The sequence below is a fragment of the Erwinia sp. ErVv1 genome (assembly GCF_900068895.1).
Classification (GTDB): Bacteria; Pseudomonadota; Gammaproteobacteria; order Enterobacterales; family Enterobacteriaceae; genus Erwinia.
In genome coordinates this window covers 323,305-340,376 of the sequence record NZ_CDPK01000003.1, presented here as the reverse complement: position 1 = coordinate 340,376, position 17,072 = coordinate 323,305, and the positions used below count along the sequence as shown (strand labels likewise).

The following is a 17,072-nucleotide window of genomic DNA, read 5'->3' as shown; positions in this document are numbered from 1 at the left end:
AAAGCGGCGTGTGTTGTGGTCGGTGCTCATAGCATGGATAGCATTAACGCAGCGGCTAACCGGGTGCTGACCGTTCAGGACACCCGCACAGCGACTTATCAGACAGCCGTTGCTCTCGCCAAACAATTTGATGCTGACGACAAACAGCCTGGAATATTGGTCTGGCTGTAGATGTTGGCGTACCTGCAGCGTTTGGTCTTACCGTTGGCGCTGCCCGTATTATGTATGTCCATGCCGGGACTTTTAAAATTGCCGAGCATGAGGCAATGCGCTCTGTAAAGGCTGGCGGACACACAGTAGCTAAGCACGTGGCAATTGCTGATAATGATTTACTTGCCAGGCTGGCGCGTAGTCCGCAAATGCAGTCAGTCTCTTCATATTATTCACGCCAGCATGCAGAGAAAGCGATAAGCTCAGCCCTGAAAGCTAACCGACTTAAAATTATTCATTGGGCGAATTAGGGTAAAAACTCCGGCCCTCTTGAACTGGTATATCGTAGTGGTTCCGCAGTAGGCTACGGATTCAGACAGGATAAATCGGTAAAAGAAACCTGCTACGCTGCACGTGTGGTGTTGCTTAAGCAAACTTATAACGGGAAGCCTTATTATGTTCTCACGTCTTATCCCTGGATGGGGTAAAAAACCCGAAAAAGAATACCCGGCCCTAACCGGGATGCTGAGGGTATTTTTAAGCTGTCATCACGACGACTTCGGCAACTCTATTGAGGAAGTTCTTAAAAACTATATTGACCATCAGATGCCTGTTACTGATGCCATCAATGAAATAAACCGCTTGCTGCAGATCGAGAAAGATAATGAGCTCAGCGCTGTCATGGTAGCAATCGCTGGTGATGAATTTCGCCCCGAACCTTGGGGCGAAACATGGCGTAGTTTCTTGAACAGAGCAATGGTGACTCTCAATAGTGATCATTAATCTTATGCCCGCCTATCGCGGGCTGTCATCTCAGTTTCAGCTATCCATTTCCAGCCTGACATCCAGCATGGACAGACAGCCATCAATAAATCCCTCGGCCATCTGAAACTTTATCCGGATCATACCTTCTGACCGCTTCAGCTTTCTAACCAGCGCCCGCTTTGAAATATCCTTAATGTAGTGATCCACCAGCAAGGAGTACTCATCCGGACGTTTTTGCTTCAGTCGACCTACGCATTTATCAATGATGAGTGCGTCGTTCTCTGTGCAACTAATGCCGCTGGCACTTTCGGGAAGCAGACCTTTGAAACCGGCAGCAATCGAGGAATAGCCTACCTCGCTTTCAATGTGATGCTTTGACCAGTTAACCCTTCCAAAGGGGTCAAGCAGTTTACTGAGAAAGCACGCGATCGCTACATTACCGATGATGAATATGCAGCCCTCTACAGCGTTTCACCACCAATCGTCCAGATCGCTATGGAGTTGGCATATCTTTGCTGTGCGCGGCAGGCAGATGTTCTGGATATGAAGAAAAGCCAAATCATTGAAAACGGCATATTAATAAAGCAAAGCAAAACCAGCGTTTCTCAAATCAAAGGCTGGAGCCCGAGACTGGAAGGCGTAATAAATGCTTCCACTTCCCTTCCTCTCAATAAAGGGATGAGTTCGATTTTTTTTATTCATCAGCTATCCGGCGCCAGGTACACGCGTGATGGTTTCAATAGTCGATGGATGAAGGCAAAGCAAGATGCAAAGGTGGCATTCCCAAACCTGGAATTTGATTTCACATTTCACGACCTGAAAGCAAAAGGCATCTCCGATCTTTCCGGTAACATCTATGACAAACAGGCAATTTCCGGGCATAAAAATGTCGAGCAAACTGTTAGGTACAACAGGAAAATTGCTGTAGTTCCGGTAGTTGGCAACCAGTAAGGCGGGAAAAATATTCTGAAGGGGTATTCTGAAACTTACTATAACCACAAAAAAACCGCCCTTGGGCGGTTACGACATCACTGCTTATTGCTTTGATTTTATTCGTTTAATCGGTAGTAAAAGTATGGTGCCCGGGGCGGGACTTGAACCCGCACAGCCATAAGCCGAGGGATTTTAAATCCCTTGTGTCTACCGATTTCACCACCCGGGCAGGGTGTAAAGTGGAGGCGCGTCCCGGAGTCGAACCGAGGTTCACGGATTTGCAATCCGCTGCATGGCCACTCTGCCAACGCGCCTTAATCTTGCTTAGCCACCAGGCTCTACCTGACAGGCTGAATTTGGAGCGGGAAACGAGACTCGAACTCGCGACCCCGACCTTGGCAAGGTCGTGCTCTACCAACTGAGCTATTCCCGCCTTCATCATTTCTGCCAGCTTCACAGAACATGCTGATTTATTTTATCTTCTGGCAGCCTGACTGCCTTTCGATGCGTTGCATTCTACTGACCTGGAGAAATGAGTCAATAAAATTATCCTCATATTTTATCCGTTTGCTGCTTTTTAAATCGTATCGATCACCGTTCGAACAAATCACCGCGCGCAGCGTTGAGATACTGGAACATCGACCAAAAAGTCAGCACCGCAGCGATATACAGCGCGACCACGCCAATGCCAATAACGGTGCTGTCATAGCGCCAGAGCAGCGCAAAGAGAGAGAGCATCTGGGCGGTGGTTTTGACTTTACCGATCCATGAAACGGCCACGCTACTGCGCTTGCCTATTTCTGCCATCCATTCGCGCAGGGCAGAGATGATAATTTCACGTGCGATCATCGTTGCTGCGGGCAGCGTAACCCACCAGGCGTGGAAGTGTTCGGCCACCAGCACCAGGGCAATTGCCACCATCACTTTATCCGCCACGGGATCGAGGAACGCGCCAAAGCGGGTGGTCTGTTTCAGGCGTCGGGCAAGGTAGCCATCGAACCAGTCAGTGATGGCCGCCACGATAAAAATAAGCGCGCAAGCCAGCGGAGCCCATTGAAATGGCAGGTAGAATGCCAACACAAAGAACGGAATCAAAACGACACGAAACAGAGTAAGTAAGGTCGGAATGTTAAAATGCATAGGTACGCTAACTGTCTGGGCAGGGTAGAATTTGTCCCTATGTTCCTACATTGCCCGGACCGTTGCAATGCTTAGTGTTTCAGCGAATAAAAGATTTTCTCCGCCAGTAACTGCGAAATCCCCGGCACCCTGGCGATTTCGTCCACCGACGCATTCATCAGGGGCTGGAGGCCGCCCATGTATTTCAGCAGCTGCTGGCGGCGTTTCGGACCAATGCCCTCAATCGTTTCCAGTGCGCTGGTATTTTTAACCTTAGCACGCTTGTTACGATGCCCGGTGATGGCATGATTGTGAGAATCGTCACGAATATGCTGAAGCACGTGCAGCGCCGGAGAGTCAGGGGGCAGAGAGAACCCCTCGCCTTCTGGCTCGAAGAACAGCGTTTCCAGCCCGGCCTTACGATCGGTTCCCTTGGCAATCCCCAGCAGAATTGGCTTTCTCTTGTCCCACTCCACATCCAGCTCCGCGAAAACCGTTTTGGCCTGTCCTAACTGACCCTTGCCGCCGTCGATAAGAATCACGTCCGGAATTTTATTCTCTTCAATGGCTTTACCGTATCGCCGACGCAGCACCTGATTCATTGCCGCGTAATCATCGCCCGGTGTGATGCCCGTAATATTGTAACGGCGGTACTCCGCACGCAGCGGACCATTACTGTCAAAAACCACGCAGGAGGCAATGGTCTGTTCGCCCATGGTATGGCTGATATCAAAGCACTCCATGCGGTTAATTTCCGGCAGCTTAAGCACCGTCGCCAGCGCGTGAAGCCGCTGGTGAATCGTCGACTGCTGCGAGAGACGGCTGACCAATGCGGTGCTGGCGTTAGTGCGCGCCAGCTTAAGGTAGCGGGCACGATCGCCTCGCGGACGGCTTTGGATGGTCACCCGCCGTCCGGCAAGGGTGGTCAGCGACTCGGCCAGCAGATCCTTTTCAGGCAGGGTGAAGTCCAGCAGGATATCGGAAGGAAGCGTGCGGGCCTGGCTACCCTGCAAATAAAACTGTCCAACAAATGTCTGCACCACTTCGGCCAGCTCGGTGCCGCCGGGTATTTTCGGGAAATAGCTGCGGCTGCCCAGAACCTTTCCCTGGCGGATAAAGAGGACGTGCAGGCAGGCCATACCCGAGTCAAAAGCCACACCGATAACATCCAGATCGTCGCCATTATTGGAGACGAACTGCTTTTCAGTGACGCGTCGCACCGCCTGGATCTGGTCGCGTAGCCGCCCCGCTTCCTCAAATTTGAGATCGCGGCTGGCCTGCTCCATCCGTGCGACCAGCTGATTAAGGACCTGATCGTCCTTACCGGATAAAAAGAGCCGCACCCAGGAAATTTGCTGCGCGTATTCCTCTTCCGACACCAGGCCTGCCACGCACGGTCCCAGGCAGCGTCCGATTTGATATTGCAGGCAGGGACGGGAGCGATTGCGGTAGACGTTATTTTCACACTGCCTGACCGGAAATATTTTCTGTAGCAGCGAGAGGGTTTCACGCACCGCGTAACCATTTGGGAAAGGGCCGAAGTATTCACCTTTCGCATGTTTTGCACCGCGATGACTGGCCAGGCGTGGATGGGCATCCGCACTAAGGAAAATATAGGGGTAAGACTTATCATCCCGCAGCAGCACGTTGTAGCGAGGCTGATACAGCTTGATATAGTTATGTTCGAGGAGTAACGCTTCGGTTTCTGTGTGCGTTACCGTGACATCAATCTGACGAATGCTGTCAACCAGCGCTTCCGTTTTACGGCTCCCGAGGTTGCCGCGAAAGTAGCTTGAGAGACGCTTTTTAAGATCTTTGGCTTTTCCGACATAGATAACCGTTTCGCCTGCATCATACATACGGTAGACGCCGGGCTGGCTGGTCACAGACTTCAGGAAGGTTTTAGCATCAAATACATCATTCACTACTGATCAACGACTCCGGATTAAACAGGCCATGGCGAATGGCCAGGTGCGTTAACTCTACGTCACCGCTGATGTTGAGCTTACTGAACATCCGGTAGCGGTAGCTGTTAACTGTTTTGGGGCTCAGGCTCAGCTGCTCTGAAATATCTGCCACTTTTTGACCCCGTGTGATCATCAGCATAATCTGTAATTCACGTTCCGACAAACTATCGAAGGGGGAATCCGTTTTCTGAGGTTCAATCTGGCTTAACGCCATCTGCTGGGCGATATCAGAGGCGATATAGCGCTGCCCGGCATTGACGGAACGAATAGCATTGACCACTTCCTGAGGGGCCGCACCTTTACTCAGATAGCCCGCTGCCCCGGCCTGCATGACTCGCGCGGGCAGAGGGTTTTCGGTATGTATAGTGAGCATGATTATTTTGATATCGGGATTGTAGCGCACGATTTTACGTGTAGCTTCAAGACCGCCGATGCCAGGCATATTCATGTCCATTAGCACGATATCTACGCTGTTTACACGGCACCATTTCACCGCATCTTCGCCACAGTTGGATTCACCCACCACCTGAAAACCTTTGATGTCTTCCAGTATGCGGCGGATGCCCGCGCGGACAAGTTCATGGTCATCTACAAGCAGAACGCTTATCAAGGGTTCTCTCCAAAAGGGGATATCAGCTACGGTATTTAGGGATTTTCCGATGGACGATCTTACCTCTTTTAACCCCCGATAGAACAGAAAAAATTGACATATCCCGCGGATGAAATTTACGGCGGTCCGCTCTCCGAGGCGATCGCGGGCGTTTCTTATGTGGTATACTTGTTACCAGTTTACAGTACCAGCGGCAGCTGTCGGGCCGGTGAAGTTGAGATGACTTATAAGGAAAAATCATGAGCAATACAGACTTTTCAACCAGCGAAGAAACTGAAACTCTGGCCAAAGAAGTGGCATGTATGAAAGCACTGGTGACATTTATGTTAAAGGGTATGGGCCAGGCTGATGCCGGTAAAGTCATTATCAATATGGAAAGGTACATTAATCAGTTAACCGATGAAGAGCAGGCTGAAGTGTTCAGCGGCACCATCAAGCAGATCAAGCAGGCTTATCGCCAGTAACGGATAATCCTATTCTCAGCCCATTGATTTTCGCCCACGAATGTTAGATTGTGGGTTTTTCTCATAGAGAATACAGGAAACAATGGGCTTACTCTTTAAGGCGTTATTGGGCGCGCTGGTTGTGGTGCTGATCGGCATCCTGTCTAAAACGCGCAGCTATTATATTGCAGGGCTCCTGCCTCTTTTCCCTACCTTTGCGCTGATTGCACATTATATCGTGGGCAGTGAACGTGGTGTTCAGGCATTGCGCACTACCCTGATATTTGGCATGTGGGCGATTATTCCCTACTTTATCTATCTGCTTTCCCTTTGGTACTTTACGGGATTCATGCGGCTGCCTGTGGCGTTAGGCAGCGGCGTGTTGTGCTGGTGCGTGGCTGCCGGCGTGCTGATTTCGCTGTGGGCAAAATTCCAGGGCTAGCGCCCCCTGGAACCCCAGCTAACGGAAACGCCCAGCGTGGGCAGTACTTCCTCCGGGCTGAAGCGCCGCGCGCCGCGAAACTTCTCCGCAAGGTGGGGCTGCTGAACGGGAATGCGTACGGCGAAAAGGTTGTCTTCAGACTGGATGACGCCCGCCGTCAGTGGCTCATAGACCACCTGATTTTTCTCGAACATATGCTCCAGCATAGGCGTTGCCGCACTATAGAGAAAGCGGATCCCTGACTGTTCTGCCAGCTGGACGCAGTGCCACAAAATACTCAGCGGTAGCTCCGAATCGATTTCAAGTCGGGCTGAAAACCGCGACATTTCCCAGGCCGGCAGCGGGTTTTTACTGCTTCTACTCTCCGAGGCCAGGCTGGCCTCTGGCTCATGCCACTCCATCAGTCGGGCGCAGCCACAGATGCCATGCTGAGCCGTCCAGGCAATCAGCCATGTCACGTCTGAGCGGTCAAAGCGATCGTACTCCTGACCAGGCGTGCTGAGTCGTGATGGAATTGACCACCCTTCCCCCCTGGCAAAAACGCTGTAGCGGTAGCTTCCCAATTCGACCAGTAAGGAGGAAGGCATGTCCTTAAGTTTTGTTTGTATAATTTTCATCATTATTCCCCTGACGCATTCCCTCGTGGATGCCGCTCCTGACGGCCCGCTCAGGGTTGTTACCCTGAGCGCAGGGTAGACAACCTATTAGCAATTCGAAACTACCAAATTTAGTAGTTGTATTACCCCTCAGATTAATCCCATCGCAGCCGCGTAGGAGGCCACCTGGGTTCGGTTAGGCGCATTAAACCTTTTTTGCATATTTTTTTGATGAAAGTTAACGGTATTTTCCGAAATACAGAGTATGAGGGATATTTCCGCTGAAGTTTTACCCTCTGCCGTCCATTTTAGAATCTCCAACTCGCGCTGGCTTAATTCCATGTTCATAACCGACATCGAAATATCTTTTACACGCTGTAACGCTTCAAGCACCAGGACCACTAAATGCTGGAGCTTTAGCTGATCTTCCTGCACTAATCTTATTTTTTCAACAGGTTCGTGCGATGCCATAGATAATATCCCTGTGGCTCGGTTGAGGGCCATGGTGGAACAGGAAAAACCTGAGCAAATCCCGTACTCCTGTGCGGTCATCAGTACCCTGCTATCTCCGCAGCTAACGGGGTCACTCCATAAAAATATTTTCCCCGGCACCTTGCAGTAATTGATAACGGGGTCTATAGCCGCAAAGTCCTCATTCTGATAAAGCCTGACCCATTTTCTGGGATAATTACTATAAACAAAGGTCTTTGGCCGCGTAAAAGGAATCGGATGTCGGATATATAACGCGTAAAACTTAAGTCCCAGCTTAATCGTCTGCTGCTCAATGACGCACATTATTTCGGCGGCATCGCTCACATCATCCAAAGCAGCCCGCATTTCGTTACGCCAGCTGAAATAGTTACTGCCAATCATTAATGCCTCATCGGAGGGTTGTCGCTATCCCCTCCTGTTCCGGTTATTTACAGTAATATGGGGCAAAAAAATGAATAAAAAAGAGCAAGACCGCATTGCAATCCCATAAAAACCACAACTGTGATAATAACCCCGAAATGAACATTTTTATGGGGCGCGCTTTGCTGGATTATTGACCGACAAAGACCTTGCAGCATTTCACTCTACCCAGGCTGTTCAGCTGGCCAACCTGTTCTCAAAAACCGGCCATCCCGCCTAGAATAGGATTTTTCCTATAAACATTCAATAATTTTGACCCTGTCAGAATCCAAAAATTTATATAAAATTTTTTAATTTTACTCATGTTTAATGCGGGTGAAAGCGTAATAACAGGAAAAAGCATGTTTTTAATTGCCTGATATAAGTAGATTAAATACCAGAGAAAGGCTAATTTGGCTTTTATTTCAATGGTAATATAATATTAATTTTACTTAATTATAGCCATGCAATTACCGCTCTCTCATGCGCGTTACCCTGCCTAAATGATATCGAAGGTTAATTTATAGTGAAATTTTGTCACCTTCCTTCCAGCCAGTCATGCACAGATGCAGCTGCACAGTAAGCTGGGACACGGGATTAGCGATGTCGTCTCGTTTTTGCGCAGTTGGGAGGGGCTTTACTGAACTTTCCCTGTATCCGGGTCGCTTTTACGTTAAGCTTTGCGCCCCAAAACGCAGGTCAGGCGGGGATTCTGCTTCCCTGAATCCAGTACGTGGTTGACCGCGATGAAAAAATATTAGCGACCTGAAGCTGAGTTACCTTAAGGTAGTGCTGAATTCGCTTTTTTAAACGACCCACTAAGAGCCCACAGAGCTCAGACAACATCACTAAAGGACAATAACTTCGTTATGGTTGACCAATCTAAAGACGCGACCCAGGCATCAGAGGCGCCGGGCGAGCTCCGGCGTAACCTCAACAACAGACATATCCAGCTCATTGCCATCGGCGGTGCCATCGGCACAGGCCTGTTTATGGGCTCCGGTAAAACCATCAGTTTGGCGGGTCCGTCGATCATATTCGTGTATATGATCATCGGCTTTATGCTGTTTTTCGTGATGCGCGCCATGGGCGAACTGCTGCTCTCTAATTTAGAGTACAAATCCTTTAGCGACTTCGCAGCAGATCTGCTCGGGCCCTGGGCGGGCTTTTTTACCGGATGGACGTACTGGTTCTGCTGGGTGGTAACCGGAATTGCGGATGTGGTCGCGATCAGCGCCTATTTTCAGCTCTGGTTCCCGGACTTTTCAATCTGGATGAGCGCCCTGCTCTGTATCTTCGTTTTCCTGTCGCTCAATATCGCGACGGTCAAACTGTTTGGTGAAATGGAGTTCTGGTTCGCGATTATCAAAATCGTCGCCATTGTTGCATTGATCGTTACCGGCATCGTACTCATTGCCATGCACTACCCTTCCCCCGGCGGCGGAACGGCCTCGTTGACACACCTCTGGGATCGCGGCGGGATGTTTCCTAAAGGCCTGAGCGGCTTTTTTGCTGGCTTTCAGATAGCGATTTTCGCCTTTGTCGGCATTGAACTGGTGGGTACCGCAGCGGCAGAAACGCAGGACCCTGAACGGGTGCTGCCAAGGGCCATCAACGCCATTCCACTGCGCATTATTATGTTTTATGTGCTTTCGCTGGTGGTCATTATGGCGGTCACGCCGTGGGATAAGGTCGTCGCCGATCGCAGTCCGTTTGTGGAAATGTTCATGCTTATCGGTCTGCCCGCTGCGGCCAGTATCGTTAATTTCGTTGTGCTGACCTCGGCGGCCTCCTCGGCTAACAGCGGTATTTTCTCCACCAGCCGTATGCTTTACGGCCTGGCACAACAGGGAGCCGCGCATCGCAGTTTCGGCAGACTGTCACGCCGTGCGGTGCCTACTGCCGGTCTGTTCTTTTCATGCTTCTGTCTGCTGGGCGGCGTGGCGCTGATTTACCTGATCCCCAACGTGATGAAAGTCTTTACGCTGGTCACCACCGTGTCGGCCATTCTGTTTATGTTTGTCTGGAGCATTATTCTCTGCTCGTACCTGGTTTACCGCAAAAAGCGACCGCAGCTGCACGCAGAGTCCATCTATAAGATGCCCCTTGGCAAGGTAATGTGCTGGGTTTGCCTGGCCTTTTTTGCGTTTGTTCTCGTCCTGCTTACGCTTCAGGAGGATACACGGCAAGCGCTTATGGTGACCCCGGTGTGGTTTATTTTGCTGGCTATTGGCTGGTGGCTCCGCCAGCGCCGCAGGCCCAGCTGACGTTAACGGCGGGCCAACCAGGCCCGCCGCTTAGCGTACCCGAATGCCTTCAATTACCATCCGCTGCACGTTTTCCAGCGTCTGCCTGAAAAAACTCTCATCATTTAAGGTCCTGCCGGTGACGGCCTCTACCTGACTGGCGAAATCCGCGTAGTGCTGCGTGACCGCCCATAGCATAAAGATCAGGTGATCCGGCTGAACGGGTGCCAGTCTGCCCTGTCTGATCCACTCATCAATCACCGATGACTTCTCCTCCACCAGCGCCCGGAGTGAGCTTTCAAGCTCGCCTTTTAACAATGGCGCTCCCTGCAGCATCTCCATACAGAACAGCCTCGATGCCTGGGGATGATCGCGGGAAACCTCGAGCTTGAGACGAATATAATCGCGAATCGCTTCCAGTGGTTGCTGTTCATTGTTGAGGGCACGAAGGGGTGCCAGCCAGACGTCGAGAATATCCTTCAGCACGGCAATATAAAGCGCCTCTTTTGAGGGGTAATAGTAAAGCAGATTAGTTTTCGACACGTCCGCCCCCTCCGCCACTTTATCCAGCGTTGTTCCGTGTAGCCCAAACTGAGAAAAGAGCGCCAGTGCCGCATTTACAATCGCCGTGCGCTTCGCGGCTACCGCTTTGGAACGACGCGTCGCCGTTTTAAGCGGTAATTTATCTGTTGAATTCACCGTGACTCCATCATCTGTTTCGCAGGCCAGCCTGGACCGCCCTCACCGGAAAAAAACAGGTGACCTGCACCGACATGGAACAGACCTGCCTGTTTTCTGTGCACATTCTTTTTACCAAATGGTCCATTTCGGACCAAACGCTCTACTTTACTTTAACAAAATTTCTCAACCTGCTGAATATATAGCGTATTGCTAACCTGGCACAGCCTTTGCTACTTCATCAGTATGCGCCGCCGAAACGGGAACTGCAGGATGCACCGCAGCGCGAACAACATCCTTTATGCAAAATACGAGGTATCTTTATGAAAGTTGGCGTATTTATCCCTATCGGCAATAACGGCTGGCTGATTTCCACCCATGCCCCCCAGTACAAACCCACCTTTGAGCTGAACAAAGAGATTGTGCTTAAGGCGGAGCATTATCATTTTGACTTCGCGCTGTCGATGATTAAGCTGCGCGGCTTTGGCGGTAAAACCGAGTTTTGGGACCATAACCTTGAGTCATTTACCCTGATGGCTGGCCTGGCGGCCGTGACCTCGCGCATCGAAATTTACGCTACTGCGGCCACGCTAACCCTGCCGCCCGCTATCGTGGCACGCATGGCTTCAACAATCGACTCCATTTCCAATGGCCGCTTTGGCGTCAATCTGGTAACCGGCTGGCAAAAACCGGAATACGATCAGATGGGACTCTGGCCCGGCGATGAATACTTCTCAAAACGCTATGACTATCTGACCGAGTATGTGTCGGTACTGCGCGATCTCTGGGGGAACGGTAAATCCGACCTTAAGGGGGAGTTTTTCACCATGAACGATTGTCGACTCAGCCCACAGCCGCAAAAACCCATGAAGGTGATCTGCGCCGGTCAGAGCGATGCCGGAATGGCTTTTTCGGCAAAGCATGCAGATTATAATTTCTGCTTTGGTAAAGGCGTCAATACGCCCGCAGCCTTTGCCCCCACCGCAGCACGCATGAAATCTGCTGCGGATAAAGAAGGCCGGGATGTCGGTTCTTATGTCCTGTTTATGATCATTGCCGATGAAACCGACGAGGCCGCGCGCGCGAAATGGGAGCACTATAAAGCCGGTGCCGATGAGGACGCGCTCGCCTGGTTAACGACGCAAAGTCAGCAGGACAAGCGTTCCGGCAGCGATACCAACGTACGCCAAATGGCCGACCCCACCTCGGCAGTCAACATCAATATGGGCACGCTGGTCGGTTCTTATGCCCATGTGGCCCGTATGCTGGATGAAGTGGCGGCGGTTGAAGGCACACAGGGCGTGCTGCTGACCTTTGATGACTTCCTTCAGGGAATTGAAAACTTTGGTCAGCGTATCCAGCCGCTCATGACCTGTCGTCACGCCCTGCCTAACGCTACGCAGGAGGTGGCATAATGAACAGTTCAGAAACGGTCGTCTGCGCGACCGCCTCAAACCTCGATAACATCACCCTTAAGGCACGCCCGGAGTCCATCGCCTTCCCTCCCGGCCAGACTGCGCTGATTGTGGTGGATATGCAAAATGCCTATGCCACCGAAGGTGGCTATCTGGACCTCGCTGGCTTTGACGTCTCCGGCACGCGCCCGGTAATAGAAAACATCAATATCGCCGTGAAAGCCGCCCGTGACGCGGGTATCCAGATTATCTGGTTCCAAAACGGCTGGGATGACCGCTACGTGGAGGCAGGTGGCCCCGGCTCGCCAAACTGGCACAAGTCTAACGCGCTTAAAACGATGCGTTCGCGTCCCGAACTGGAAGGTAAGCTGCTCGCCAAAGGCGGCTGGGATTATGCGCTGGTCGATCAGCTCCAGCCCCAGCCGGATGACATTGTGCTGCCTAAGTCCCGCTACAGCGGCTTTTTCAATACGTCGCTCGACAGCATGTTACGCAGCCGCGGTATCCGCCATCTGGTCTTTACCGGGATAGCGACCAATGTCTGCGTTGAAGCCACGCTGCGCGACGGCTTCTTTCTGGAGTATTTCGGCATTGTGCTGGCGGACGCCACTCACCAGGCCGGGCCTGCCTTTGCCCAGCAGGCAGCGCTCTTCAATATAGAAACTTTTTTTGGCTGGGTATCAGATGTCAACGCTTTCTGCTCCGCGCTTCAGCCTGAAACGCTTTCATTAGAACCGTCGGCGTAAATTCACCCGATAAAGGAGCACCTTACATGCCAAAAACCATTATCCCCCCGCCGGGTAGCGGCAATCCGATCGCCCCTTTTGTGCCAGGTACGCTGGCCGACGGCATAGTCTATGTCTCCGGCACATTGCCGTTTGATAAAGATAACAACGTGGTGCACGTCGGCGATGCCGCTGCCCAGACGCGTCACGTTCTGGAGAGCATAAAAAGCGTGATTGAAACCGCCGGAGGGACGCTGGATGACGTCACCTTCAACTCCATCTTTATTACCGACTGGAGCAACTATGCGGCAGTCAATCAGGTTTATGCCGACTACTTTCCCGGCGAGAAACCGGCACGGTTCTGCATCCAGTGTGGGCTGGTGAAGCCTGATGCGCTGATTGAAATTTCCAGCGTAGCGCATATCGGAGGCGGAGACAGGCATGCATATTGAACTGACCGGGCCGGCGCATGCCGGGGTCAGGACGCTGGTTCTCTCTGCCGGACTCGGCGGATTAGGGAGCTTCTGGCGCCCGCAAATGGCTGCGTTATCCCGTGACTATCAGGTTGCTGTGTATGACCAGCGTGGCACGGGTCGCAGTGCCGATACGCTACCAGAAGGCTACAGCATAAAGGATATGGCGGCAGAACTTGCGCAGGCCCTGGCTGAAAAAGGCGTTGAACGCTATGAGGTTATCGGCCATGCGCTTGGCGGCGCAATCGGTATGCAGATGGCGCTCGACTTTCCCGATCGGGTGCAGGGACTGGTCATTGTTAACGGCTGGCTTCGGCTGGATGCCCATACCCGCCGCTGCTTTGACGTCCGTCAGACTCTGCTGCTCAGGGCAGGTGTGGAGAGCTTTGTCCAGGCCCAGCCGCTGTTCCTCTATCCTGCCGACTGGCTGTCGGAGAACCAGACGCGCATTGAGGCGGAGGATGCGCTGCACGTGGCGCATTTTCAGGGCCGCGATAATCTTCTGCGCCGCCTGCACGCCCTGATGGCCTGTGATTTCACGACGCAGGCGCAGTCTGTTACCCCACCCGTGCTGCTTATCTGTTCACAGGACGATCTGCTGGTGCCCTGGACCTGTTCGCAAAAGCTGGAGCAGGCGCTCCCCCACGCAAGCGTCGTCAAAATGCCCTGGGGAGGTCATGCCATGAGCGTTACCGCCAGCGATGAATTCAACCTGCTGCTGCTGAACTGGCTGCAGGAAAGACCGACTCACGATGTAAACGCATAACCGGAGCCACGATGGCAGAGAAACTGAATACGACGGCATTAGAAACGCTGTTCACCGCCGCCCGCACCTGTAACGGCTGGCAGGATCGTCCCGTCAGCGATGAGCAGATCCGGGCGATTTACGACCTGGTTAAGATGGGGCCAACCTCGGCTAACTGTGGCCCAGCGAGATTTTCCTTTATTCGCAGCGAGGCCGGTAAAGCACGCCTTAAGCCTGCGCTGTCCAGCGGCAACCTCGAAAAAACCATGACCGCACCGGTCACGGCCATTGTTGCCTGGGATCCGCTTTTCTATAACCGGCTGCCGGAACTTTTTCCTTATGCGGATGCCCGCGCCTGGTTTACCAGCAGTCCTGAACTTGCCGTGGAGACCGCCTTTCGCAACAGCTCAATGCAGGCGGCCTATTTGATCGCGGCATGCAGAGCGAGCGGCCTGGATACCGGTCCGATGTCCGGCTTTGACCGCGAGGCGGTGGATGCGGCCTTCTTCGCGGAGAGCGGCTGGAAAAGTAACCTGCTGATCAACATCGGCTACGGCGACCCGGACAGTGTTTATCCCCGTCTGCCGCGGCTGGATTTCGCTACCGCCTGTACCCTGGAGTGATAGCAGAACATCACCATCGCTCTCCCTGTGAATAAAGGAAATAATATGACTCTGGCTACGCCCGTAACAGCCGCTATCAGCGGGGTTGAAAAACAGGATTTCCGCAATGCCATGTCCCGCCTTGGGGCTGCGGTGAATATTATCACCACCGATGGTCCGGCTGGCCGGGCGGGCTTTACCGCCTCGGCGGTCTGCAGCGTGACCGATACGCCTCCAACGCTGTTGGTCTGCCTGAACCGTTCCGCCTCGGTCTATGAGATTTTTAGAAAAAATCAGCAGCTCTGCATCAATACGCTGGCCTCCGATCATGAAGATCTCTCTACCCTGTTTGGTGGCAAAACGCCAATGGAGGAGCGCTTTATCGCCGCCGACTGGACCACGTTGATAACGGGTTCGCCGATCCTCACCGGTGCCGTCGCCTCTTTCGACTGTCGCGTCTCTCAGGTAGTGAATGTCAGCACCCATGACATTTTGATCTGCGAGGTTCAGGCGCTGATTTCAAATGACGATACGCACGGTCTGATCTACTTCGATCGGCGTTATCACCCTTTACGGCGACAGCTCGTCTGATCCCTGCACCCGGCGGTCACGGCACTATTTACTCTACTGGAGAAAACGATGGCAGCTTCCTGGTTTCCAAAATGGCAGAAACATTCCGCGTCGGCGCAGGGGGTTGTAGCCCCGGATGAAACGCTACCGCTGGGTCAGACGATAATCATGGGACTTCAACACGCGGTCGCCATGTTTGGTGCGACGGTACTGATGCCGCTATTAATGGGGCTTGACCCCAATCTCTGCGTGCTGATGTCGGGCGTGGGGACGCTACTGTTCTTCCTGGTCACCGGAGGCCGCGTCCCCAGCTACCTGGGTTCCAGCGCGGCTTTTGTCGGGGTGGTCATTACCGTCACCGGGTTTACGGGACAGGGGATTAACCCCCACCTTAGCGTGGCGCTGGGGGGCGTTATGGCCTGCGGCCTGATTTATACCGTGATTGGCCTGGTGGTGATGAAAACGGGTACGCGCTGGATCGAGAAGATGATGCCGCCGGTGGTCACCGGCGCGGTAGTGATGGCCATCGGGTTGAATCTGGCGCCCATTGCGATTCGCAGCGTGTCTGCCTCCCAGTTTGACAGCTGGATGGCGGTGATCACGCTGGTTTGTATTGGCGCTGTCGCCGTTTTCACCCGGGGTATGGTGCAGCGGCTGCTGATTCTGGTCGGTCTGATTGCTGCCTGTGCGATTTATATGCTGTTAACCAACGGACTGGGGCTTGGGCAACCGGTGAACTTCTCCCTGATCGATAATGCCCCCTGGTTTGGTTTGCCTACCACAACCGCCCCCTCCTTCGACAGCCATGCCATATTTTTGATAGCACCGGTGGCTGTGATTCTGGTGGCTGAAAATCTTGGGCATATTAAAGCGGTGGCGGGGATGACGGGTAAAAACATGGATCCCTGGATGGGGCGGGCCTTTGTGGGTGACGGTCTGGCAACCCTGATTTCAGGGGCATCCGGCGGCAGCGGAGTCACGACTTATGCCGAGAATATCGGCGTGATGGCTGTTACCCGGGTCTATTCGACGCTGGTCTTTGTTGCTGCCGCAGTGATTGCCATTTTGCTCGGGTTTTCACCCAAGTTTGGCGCACTGATCCACACTATCCCAGGCCCGGTGATTGGAGGAGCGTCAATCGTGGTCTTCGGACTTATTGCGGTCGCAGGCGCAAGAATTTGGGTACAAAATGGCGTCGATCTGGGTCAGAACGGTAACCTGATTATGGCTGCCGTCACGCTGGTGGCCGGTGCGGGGGACTTCTCACTGCGGATTGGAAGCTTTACCCTCGGCGGTATCGGTACCGCGACCTTTGGCGCTATTTTGCTTAATGCCATATTAAATCATCAACGTAAGGCGGCACTGCCTGACAGCCCGGCGGTCGAACCGGAGCACTAAAGGTTATCGCCGCCGGGTAAACCCGGCGGCCTGACGGGGTCTGCTCGCTGGATCATTGCCGATTACGACGCGTCATCAGCTTTTGCCCGATTACCGTGACTATTGCGGCCTCCCTTCTCGCCCGCTTCAGAGGCACGTTTAGGGTCATTCTTAAAGTTACCCCCGCTGGCTTTCCCCCCTTTACGGCCTGCTTCTGATGCGCGTTTACGGTCTTCAGCGAAATTTCCCGATCCACCACGATGCTCTGCCATCTCTTACCTCCGCTATAGTTAAGCCATCATACTGCGTTGATTATTTCACCCGG

At 52.8% G+C, this 17,072-nt stretch carries 19 protein-coding genes, 3 tRNA genes and 2 pseudogenes; 13 read left to right on the top strand and 11 right to left on the bottom strand.

Annotated features, from left to right (window positions below; translation table 11 throughout):
- The first annotated feature begins 221 nt into the window (after positions 1-221).
- A pseudogene (locus tag A1830_RS23890) lies at positions 222-638 on the top strand (RNase A-like domain-containing protein).
- Positions 607-933 carry a contact-dependent growth inhibition system immunity protein gene (locus A1830_RS05800; RefSeq protein WP_067703051.1) on the top strand — a complete coding sequence of 109 codons (327 nt, stop codon included), beginning with the start codon at positions 607-609 and terminating at the stop codon, positions 931-933. The pseudogene A1830_RS23890 and the gene A1830_RS05800 overlap by 32 nt, the downstream one beginning before the upstream one ends.
- A 36-nt stretch (positions 934-969) precedes the next feature.
- Here the strand turns inward: A1830_RS05800 and A1830_RS05795 are convergent, their stop codons facing one another.
- Complete coding sequence (locus A1830_RS05795) at positions 970-1,323, bottom strand: antiterminator Q family protein (RefSeq protein ID WP_067703042.1); 354 nt, start codon at positions 1,321-1,323, stop codon at positions 970-972.
- On the opposite strand from A1830_RS05795, the pseudogene A1830_RS05790 reads away from it, so the two are divergent.
- Positions 1,300-1,866, top strand: a pseudogene (locus tag A1830_RS05790) (tyrosine-type recombinase/integrase); the annotation flags it as partial. The gene A1830_RS05795 and the pseudogene A1830_RS05790 overlap by 24 nt on opposite strands.
- A gap of 125 nt (positions 1,867-1,991) precedes the next feature.
- On the opposite strand, the gene A1830_RS05785 reads toward A1830_RS05790, so the two are convergent.
- From A1830_RS05785 to uvrY, 6 genes are all read right to left on the bottom strand, one after another.
- Positions 1,992-2,077, bottom strand: a tRNA-Leu gene (locus A1830_RS05785).
- An 11-nt stretch (positions 2,078-2,088) separates the two neighbouring features.
- Positions 2,089-2,162: transfer RNA gene (locus tag A1830_RS05780), tRNA-Cys, on the bottom strand.
- 43 nt (positions 2,163-2,205) lie between these two features.
- Positions 2,206-2,281, bottom strand: a tRNA-Gly gene (locus tag A1830_RS05775).
- Positions 2,282-2,439: 158 nt separating this feature from the next.
- Positions 2,440-2,988 (bottom strand): CDP-diacylglycerol--glycerol-3-phosphate 3-phosphatidyltransferase, encoded by a 549-nt coding sequence (gene pgsA, locus A1830_RS05770; RefSeq protein ID WP_067703040.1) that lies wholly within the window; start codon positions 2,986-2,988, stop codon positions 2,440-2,442.
- 71 nt (positions 2,989-3,059) lie between these two features.
- On the bottom strand, positions 3,060-4,892 hold the full coding sequence (uvrC, locus tag A1830_RS05765; RefSeq protein WP_067703036.1) for an excinuclease ABC subunit UvrC: 1,833 nt from the start codon (positions 4,890-4,892) through the stop codon (positions 3,060-3,062).
- The gene (gene uvrY, locus A1830_RS05760; protein ID WP_067703034.1) at positions 4,885-5,544 is read right to left on the bottom strand and encodes a UvrY/SirA/GacA family response regulator transcription factor; all 660 of its coding nucleotides are present in this window, start codon (positions 5,542-5,544) and stop codon (positions 4,885-4,887) included. The genes uvrC and uvrY overlap by 8 nt, the downstream gene beginning before the upstream one ends.
- A gap of 239 nt (positions 5,545-5,783) precedes the next feature.
- On the opposite strand from uvrY, the gene A1830_RS05755 reads away from it, so the two are divergent.
- The gene (locus A1830_RS05755; protein WP_067703031.1) at positions 5,784-6,008 is read left to right on the top strand and encodes a DUF2594 family protein; all 225 of its coding nucleotides are present in this window, start codon (positions 5,784-5,786) and stop codon (positions 6,006-6,008) included.
- Positions 6,009-6,090: 82 nt separating this feature from the next.
- The gene (locus A1830_RS05750; RefSeq protein ID WP_067703029.1) at positions 6,091-6,429 is read left to right on the top strand and encodes a GlpM family protein; all 339 of its coding nucleotides are present in this window, start codon (positions 6,091-6,093) and stop codon (positions 6,427-6,429) included.
- Here the strand turns inward: A1830_RS05750 and A1830_RS05745 are convergent.
- Complete coding sequence (locus A1830_RS05745) at positions 6,426-7,046, bottom strand: acyl-homoserine-lactone synthase (RefSeq protein WP_067703025.1); 621 nt, start codon at positions 7,044-7,046, stop codon at positions 6,426-6,428. The genes A1830_RS05750 and A1830_RS05745 overlap by 4 nt on opposite strands.
- Before the next feature lie 129 nt (positions 7,047-7,175).
- Positions 7,176-7,898 (bottom strand): transcriptional regulator SdiA, encoded by a 723-nt coding sequence (gene sdiA / locus A1830_RS05740; RefSeq protein ID WP_067703022.1) that lies wholly within the window; start codon positions 7,896-7,898, stop codon positions 7,176-7,178.
- An 887-nt stretch (positions 7,899-8,785) separates the two neighbouring features.
- On the opposite strand from sdiA, the gene cycA reads away from it, so the two are divergent.
- Positions 8,786-10,183, top strand: coding sequence for a D-serine/D-alanine/glycine transporter (gene cycA, locus A1830_RS05735; protein WP_067703020.1), 1,398 nt, complete (start codon positions 8,786-8,788; stop codon positions 10,181-10,183).
- Positions 10,184-10,213: 30 nt separating this feature from the next.
- Here cycA and rutR read toward each other — a convergent pair whose 3' ends face one another.
- On the bottom strand, positions 10,214-10,861 hold the full coding sequence (gene rutR, locus A1830_RS05730; RefSeq protein WP_067703018.1) for an HTH-type transcriptional regulator RutR: 648 nt from the start codon (positions 10,859-10,861) through the stop codon (positions 10,214-10,216).
- A gap of 302 nt (positions 10,862-11,163) precedes the next feature.
- Between rutR and rutA the strand changes: the two genes are divergently transcribed.
- Genes rutA through rutG form a run of 7 tightly spaced genes read left to right on the top strand, consistent with a single transcriptional unit; the run spans position 11,164 to position 16,768 of the window.
- Positions 11,164-12,255 (top strand): pyrimidine utilization protein A, encoded by a 1,092-nt coding sequence (gene rutA, locus A1830_RS05725; RefSeq protein WP_067703017.1) that lies wholly within the window; start codon positions 11,164-11,166, stop codon positions 12,253-12,255.
- Positions 12,255-13,001 carry a pyrimidine utilization protein B gene (gene rutB / locus A1830_RS05720; RefSeq protein ID WP_067703015.1) on the top strand — a complete coding sequence of 249 codons (747 nt, stop codon included), beginning with the start codon at positions 12,255-12,257 and terminating at the stop codon, positions 12,999-13,001. The genes rutA and rutB overlap by 1 nt, the downstream gene beginning before the upstream one ends.
- Positions 13,002-13,027: 26 nt before the next feature.
- Entirely contained in the window at positions 13,028-13,432 is a 405-nt protein-coding gene (rutC, locus tag A1830_RS05715; RefSeq protein WP_067703013.1) for a pyrimidine utilization protein C, read from the top strand.
- Positions 13,422-14,219: a pyrimidine utilization protein D gene (rutD, locus tag A1830_RS05710; RefSeq protein WP_067703011.1), complete on the top strand. Its 798-nt coding sequence runs from the start codon at positions 13,422-13,424 to the stop codon at positions 14,217-14,219. The genes rutC and rutD overlap by 11 nt, the downstream gene beginning before the upstream one ends.
- A gap of 11 nt (positions 14,220-14,230) precedes the next feature.
- Positions 14,231-14,821 carry a malonic semialdehyde reductase gene (locus A1830_RS05705; protein WP_067703009.1) on the top strand — a complete coding sequence of 197 codons (591 nt, stop codon included), beginning with the start codon at positions 14,231-14,233 and terminating at the stop codon, positions 14,819-14,821.
- A 45-nt stretch (positions 14,822-14,866) separates the two neighbouring features.
- Positions 14,867-15,391 (top strand): NADH-dependent FMN reductase RutF, encoded by a 525-nt coding sequence (rutF, locus tag A1830_RS05700; protein ID WP_067703008.1) that lies wholly within the window; start codon positions 14,867-14,869, stop codon positions 15,389-15,391.
- Positions 15,392-15,439: 48 nt separating this feature from the next.
- Positions 15,440-16,768 carry a pyrimidine utilization transport protein G gene (gene rutG / locus A1830_RS05695; RefSeq protein ID WP_067703006.1) on the top strand — a complete coding sequence of 443 codons (1,329 nt, stop codon included), beginning with the start codon at positions 15,440-15,442 and terminating at the stop codon, positions 16,766-16,768.
- A 62-nt stretch (positions 16,769-16,830) separates the two neighbouring features.
- Here the strand turns inward: rutG and A1830_RS05690 are convergent, their stop codons facing one another.
- Positions 16,831-17,019 (bottom strand): con-10 family general stress protein, encoded by a 189-nt coding sequence (locus A1830_RS05690; protein WP_067703003.1) that lies wholly within the window; start codon positions 17,017-17,019, stop codon positions 16,831-16,833.
- Positions 17,020-17,072: the final 53 nt, after the last annotated feature.

Coding starts and splice junctions, on each gene's coding strand:
- rutA (WP_067703017.1), top strand. CDS start 11,164: ATGAAAGTTGGCGTATTTATCCCTATCGGCAATAACGGCTGGCTGATT.
- A1830_RS05750 (WP_067703029.1), top strand. CDS start 6,091: ATGGGCTTACTCTTTAAGGCGTTATTGGGCGCGCTGGTTGTGGTGCTG.
- rutB (WP_067703015.1), top strand. CDS start 12,255: ATGAACAGTTCAGAAACGGTCGTCTGCGCGACCGCCTCAAACCTCGAT.
- A1830_RS05705 (WP_067703009.1), top strand. CDS start 14,231: ATGGCAGAGAAACTGAATACGACGGCATTAGAAACGCTGTTCACCGCC.
- A1830_RS05745 (WP_067703025.1), bottom strand. CDS start 7,046: ATGAAAATTATACAAACAAAACTTAAGGACATGCCTTCCTCCTTACTG.
- cycA (WP_067703020.1), top strand. CDS start 8,786: ATGGTTGACCAATCTAAAGACGCGACCCAGGCATCAGAGGCGCCGGGC.
- sdiA (WP_067703022.1), bottom strand. CDS start 7,898: ATGATTGGCAGTAACTATTTCAGCTGGCGTAACGAAATGCGGGCTGCT.
- A1830_RS05800 (WP_067703051.1), top strand. CDS start 607: ATGTTCTCACGTCTTATCCCTGGATGGGGTAAAAAACCCGAAAAAGAA.
- rutG (WP_067703006.1), top strand. CDS start 15,440: ATGGCAGCTTCCTGGTTTCCAAAATGGCAGAAACATTCCGCGTCGGCG.
- rutC (WP_067703013.1), top strand. CDS start 13,028: ATGCCAAAAACCATTATCCCCCCGCCGGGTAGCGGCAATCCGATCGCC.
- A1830_RS05755 (WP_067703031.1), top strand. CDS start 5,784: ATGAGCAATACAGACTTTTCAACCAGCGAAGAAACTGAAACTCTGGCC.
- rutF (WP_067703008.1), top strand. CDS start 14,867: ATGACTCTGGCTACGCCCGTAACAGCCGCTATCAGCGGGGTTGAAAAA.
- A1830_RS05690 (WP_067703003.1), bottom strand. CDS start 17,019: ATGGCAGAGCATCGTGGTGGATCGGGAAATTTCGCTGAAGACCGTAAA.
- rutD (WP_067703011.1), top strand. CDS start 13,422: ATGCATATTGAACTGACCGGGCCGGCGCATGCCGGGGTCAGGACGCTG.
- pgsA (WP_067703040.1), bottom strand. CDS start 2,988: ATGCATTTTAACATTCCGACCTTACTTACTCTGTTTCGTGTCGTTTTG.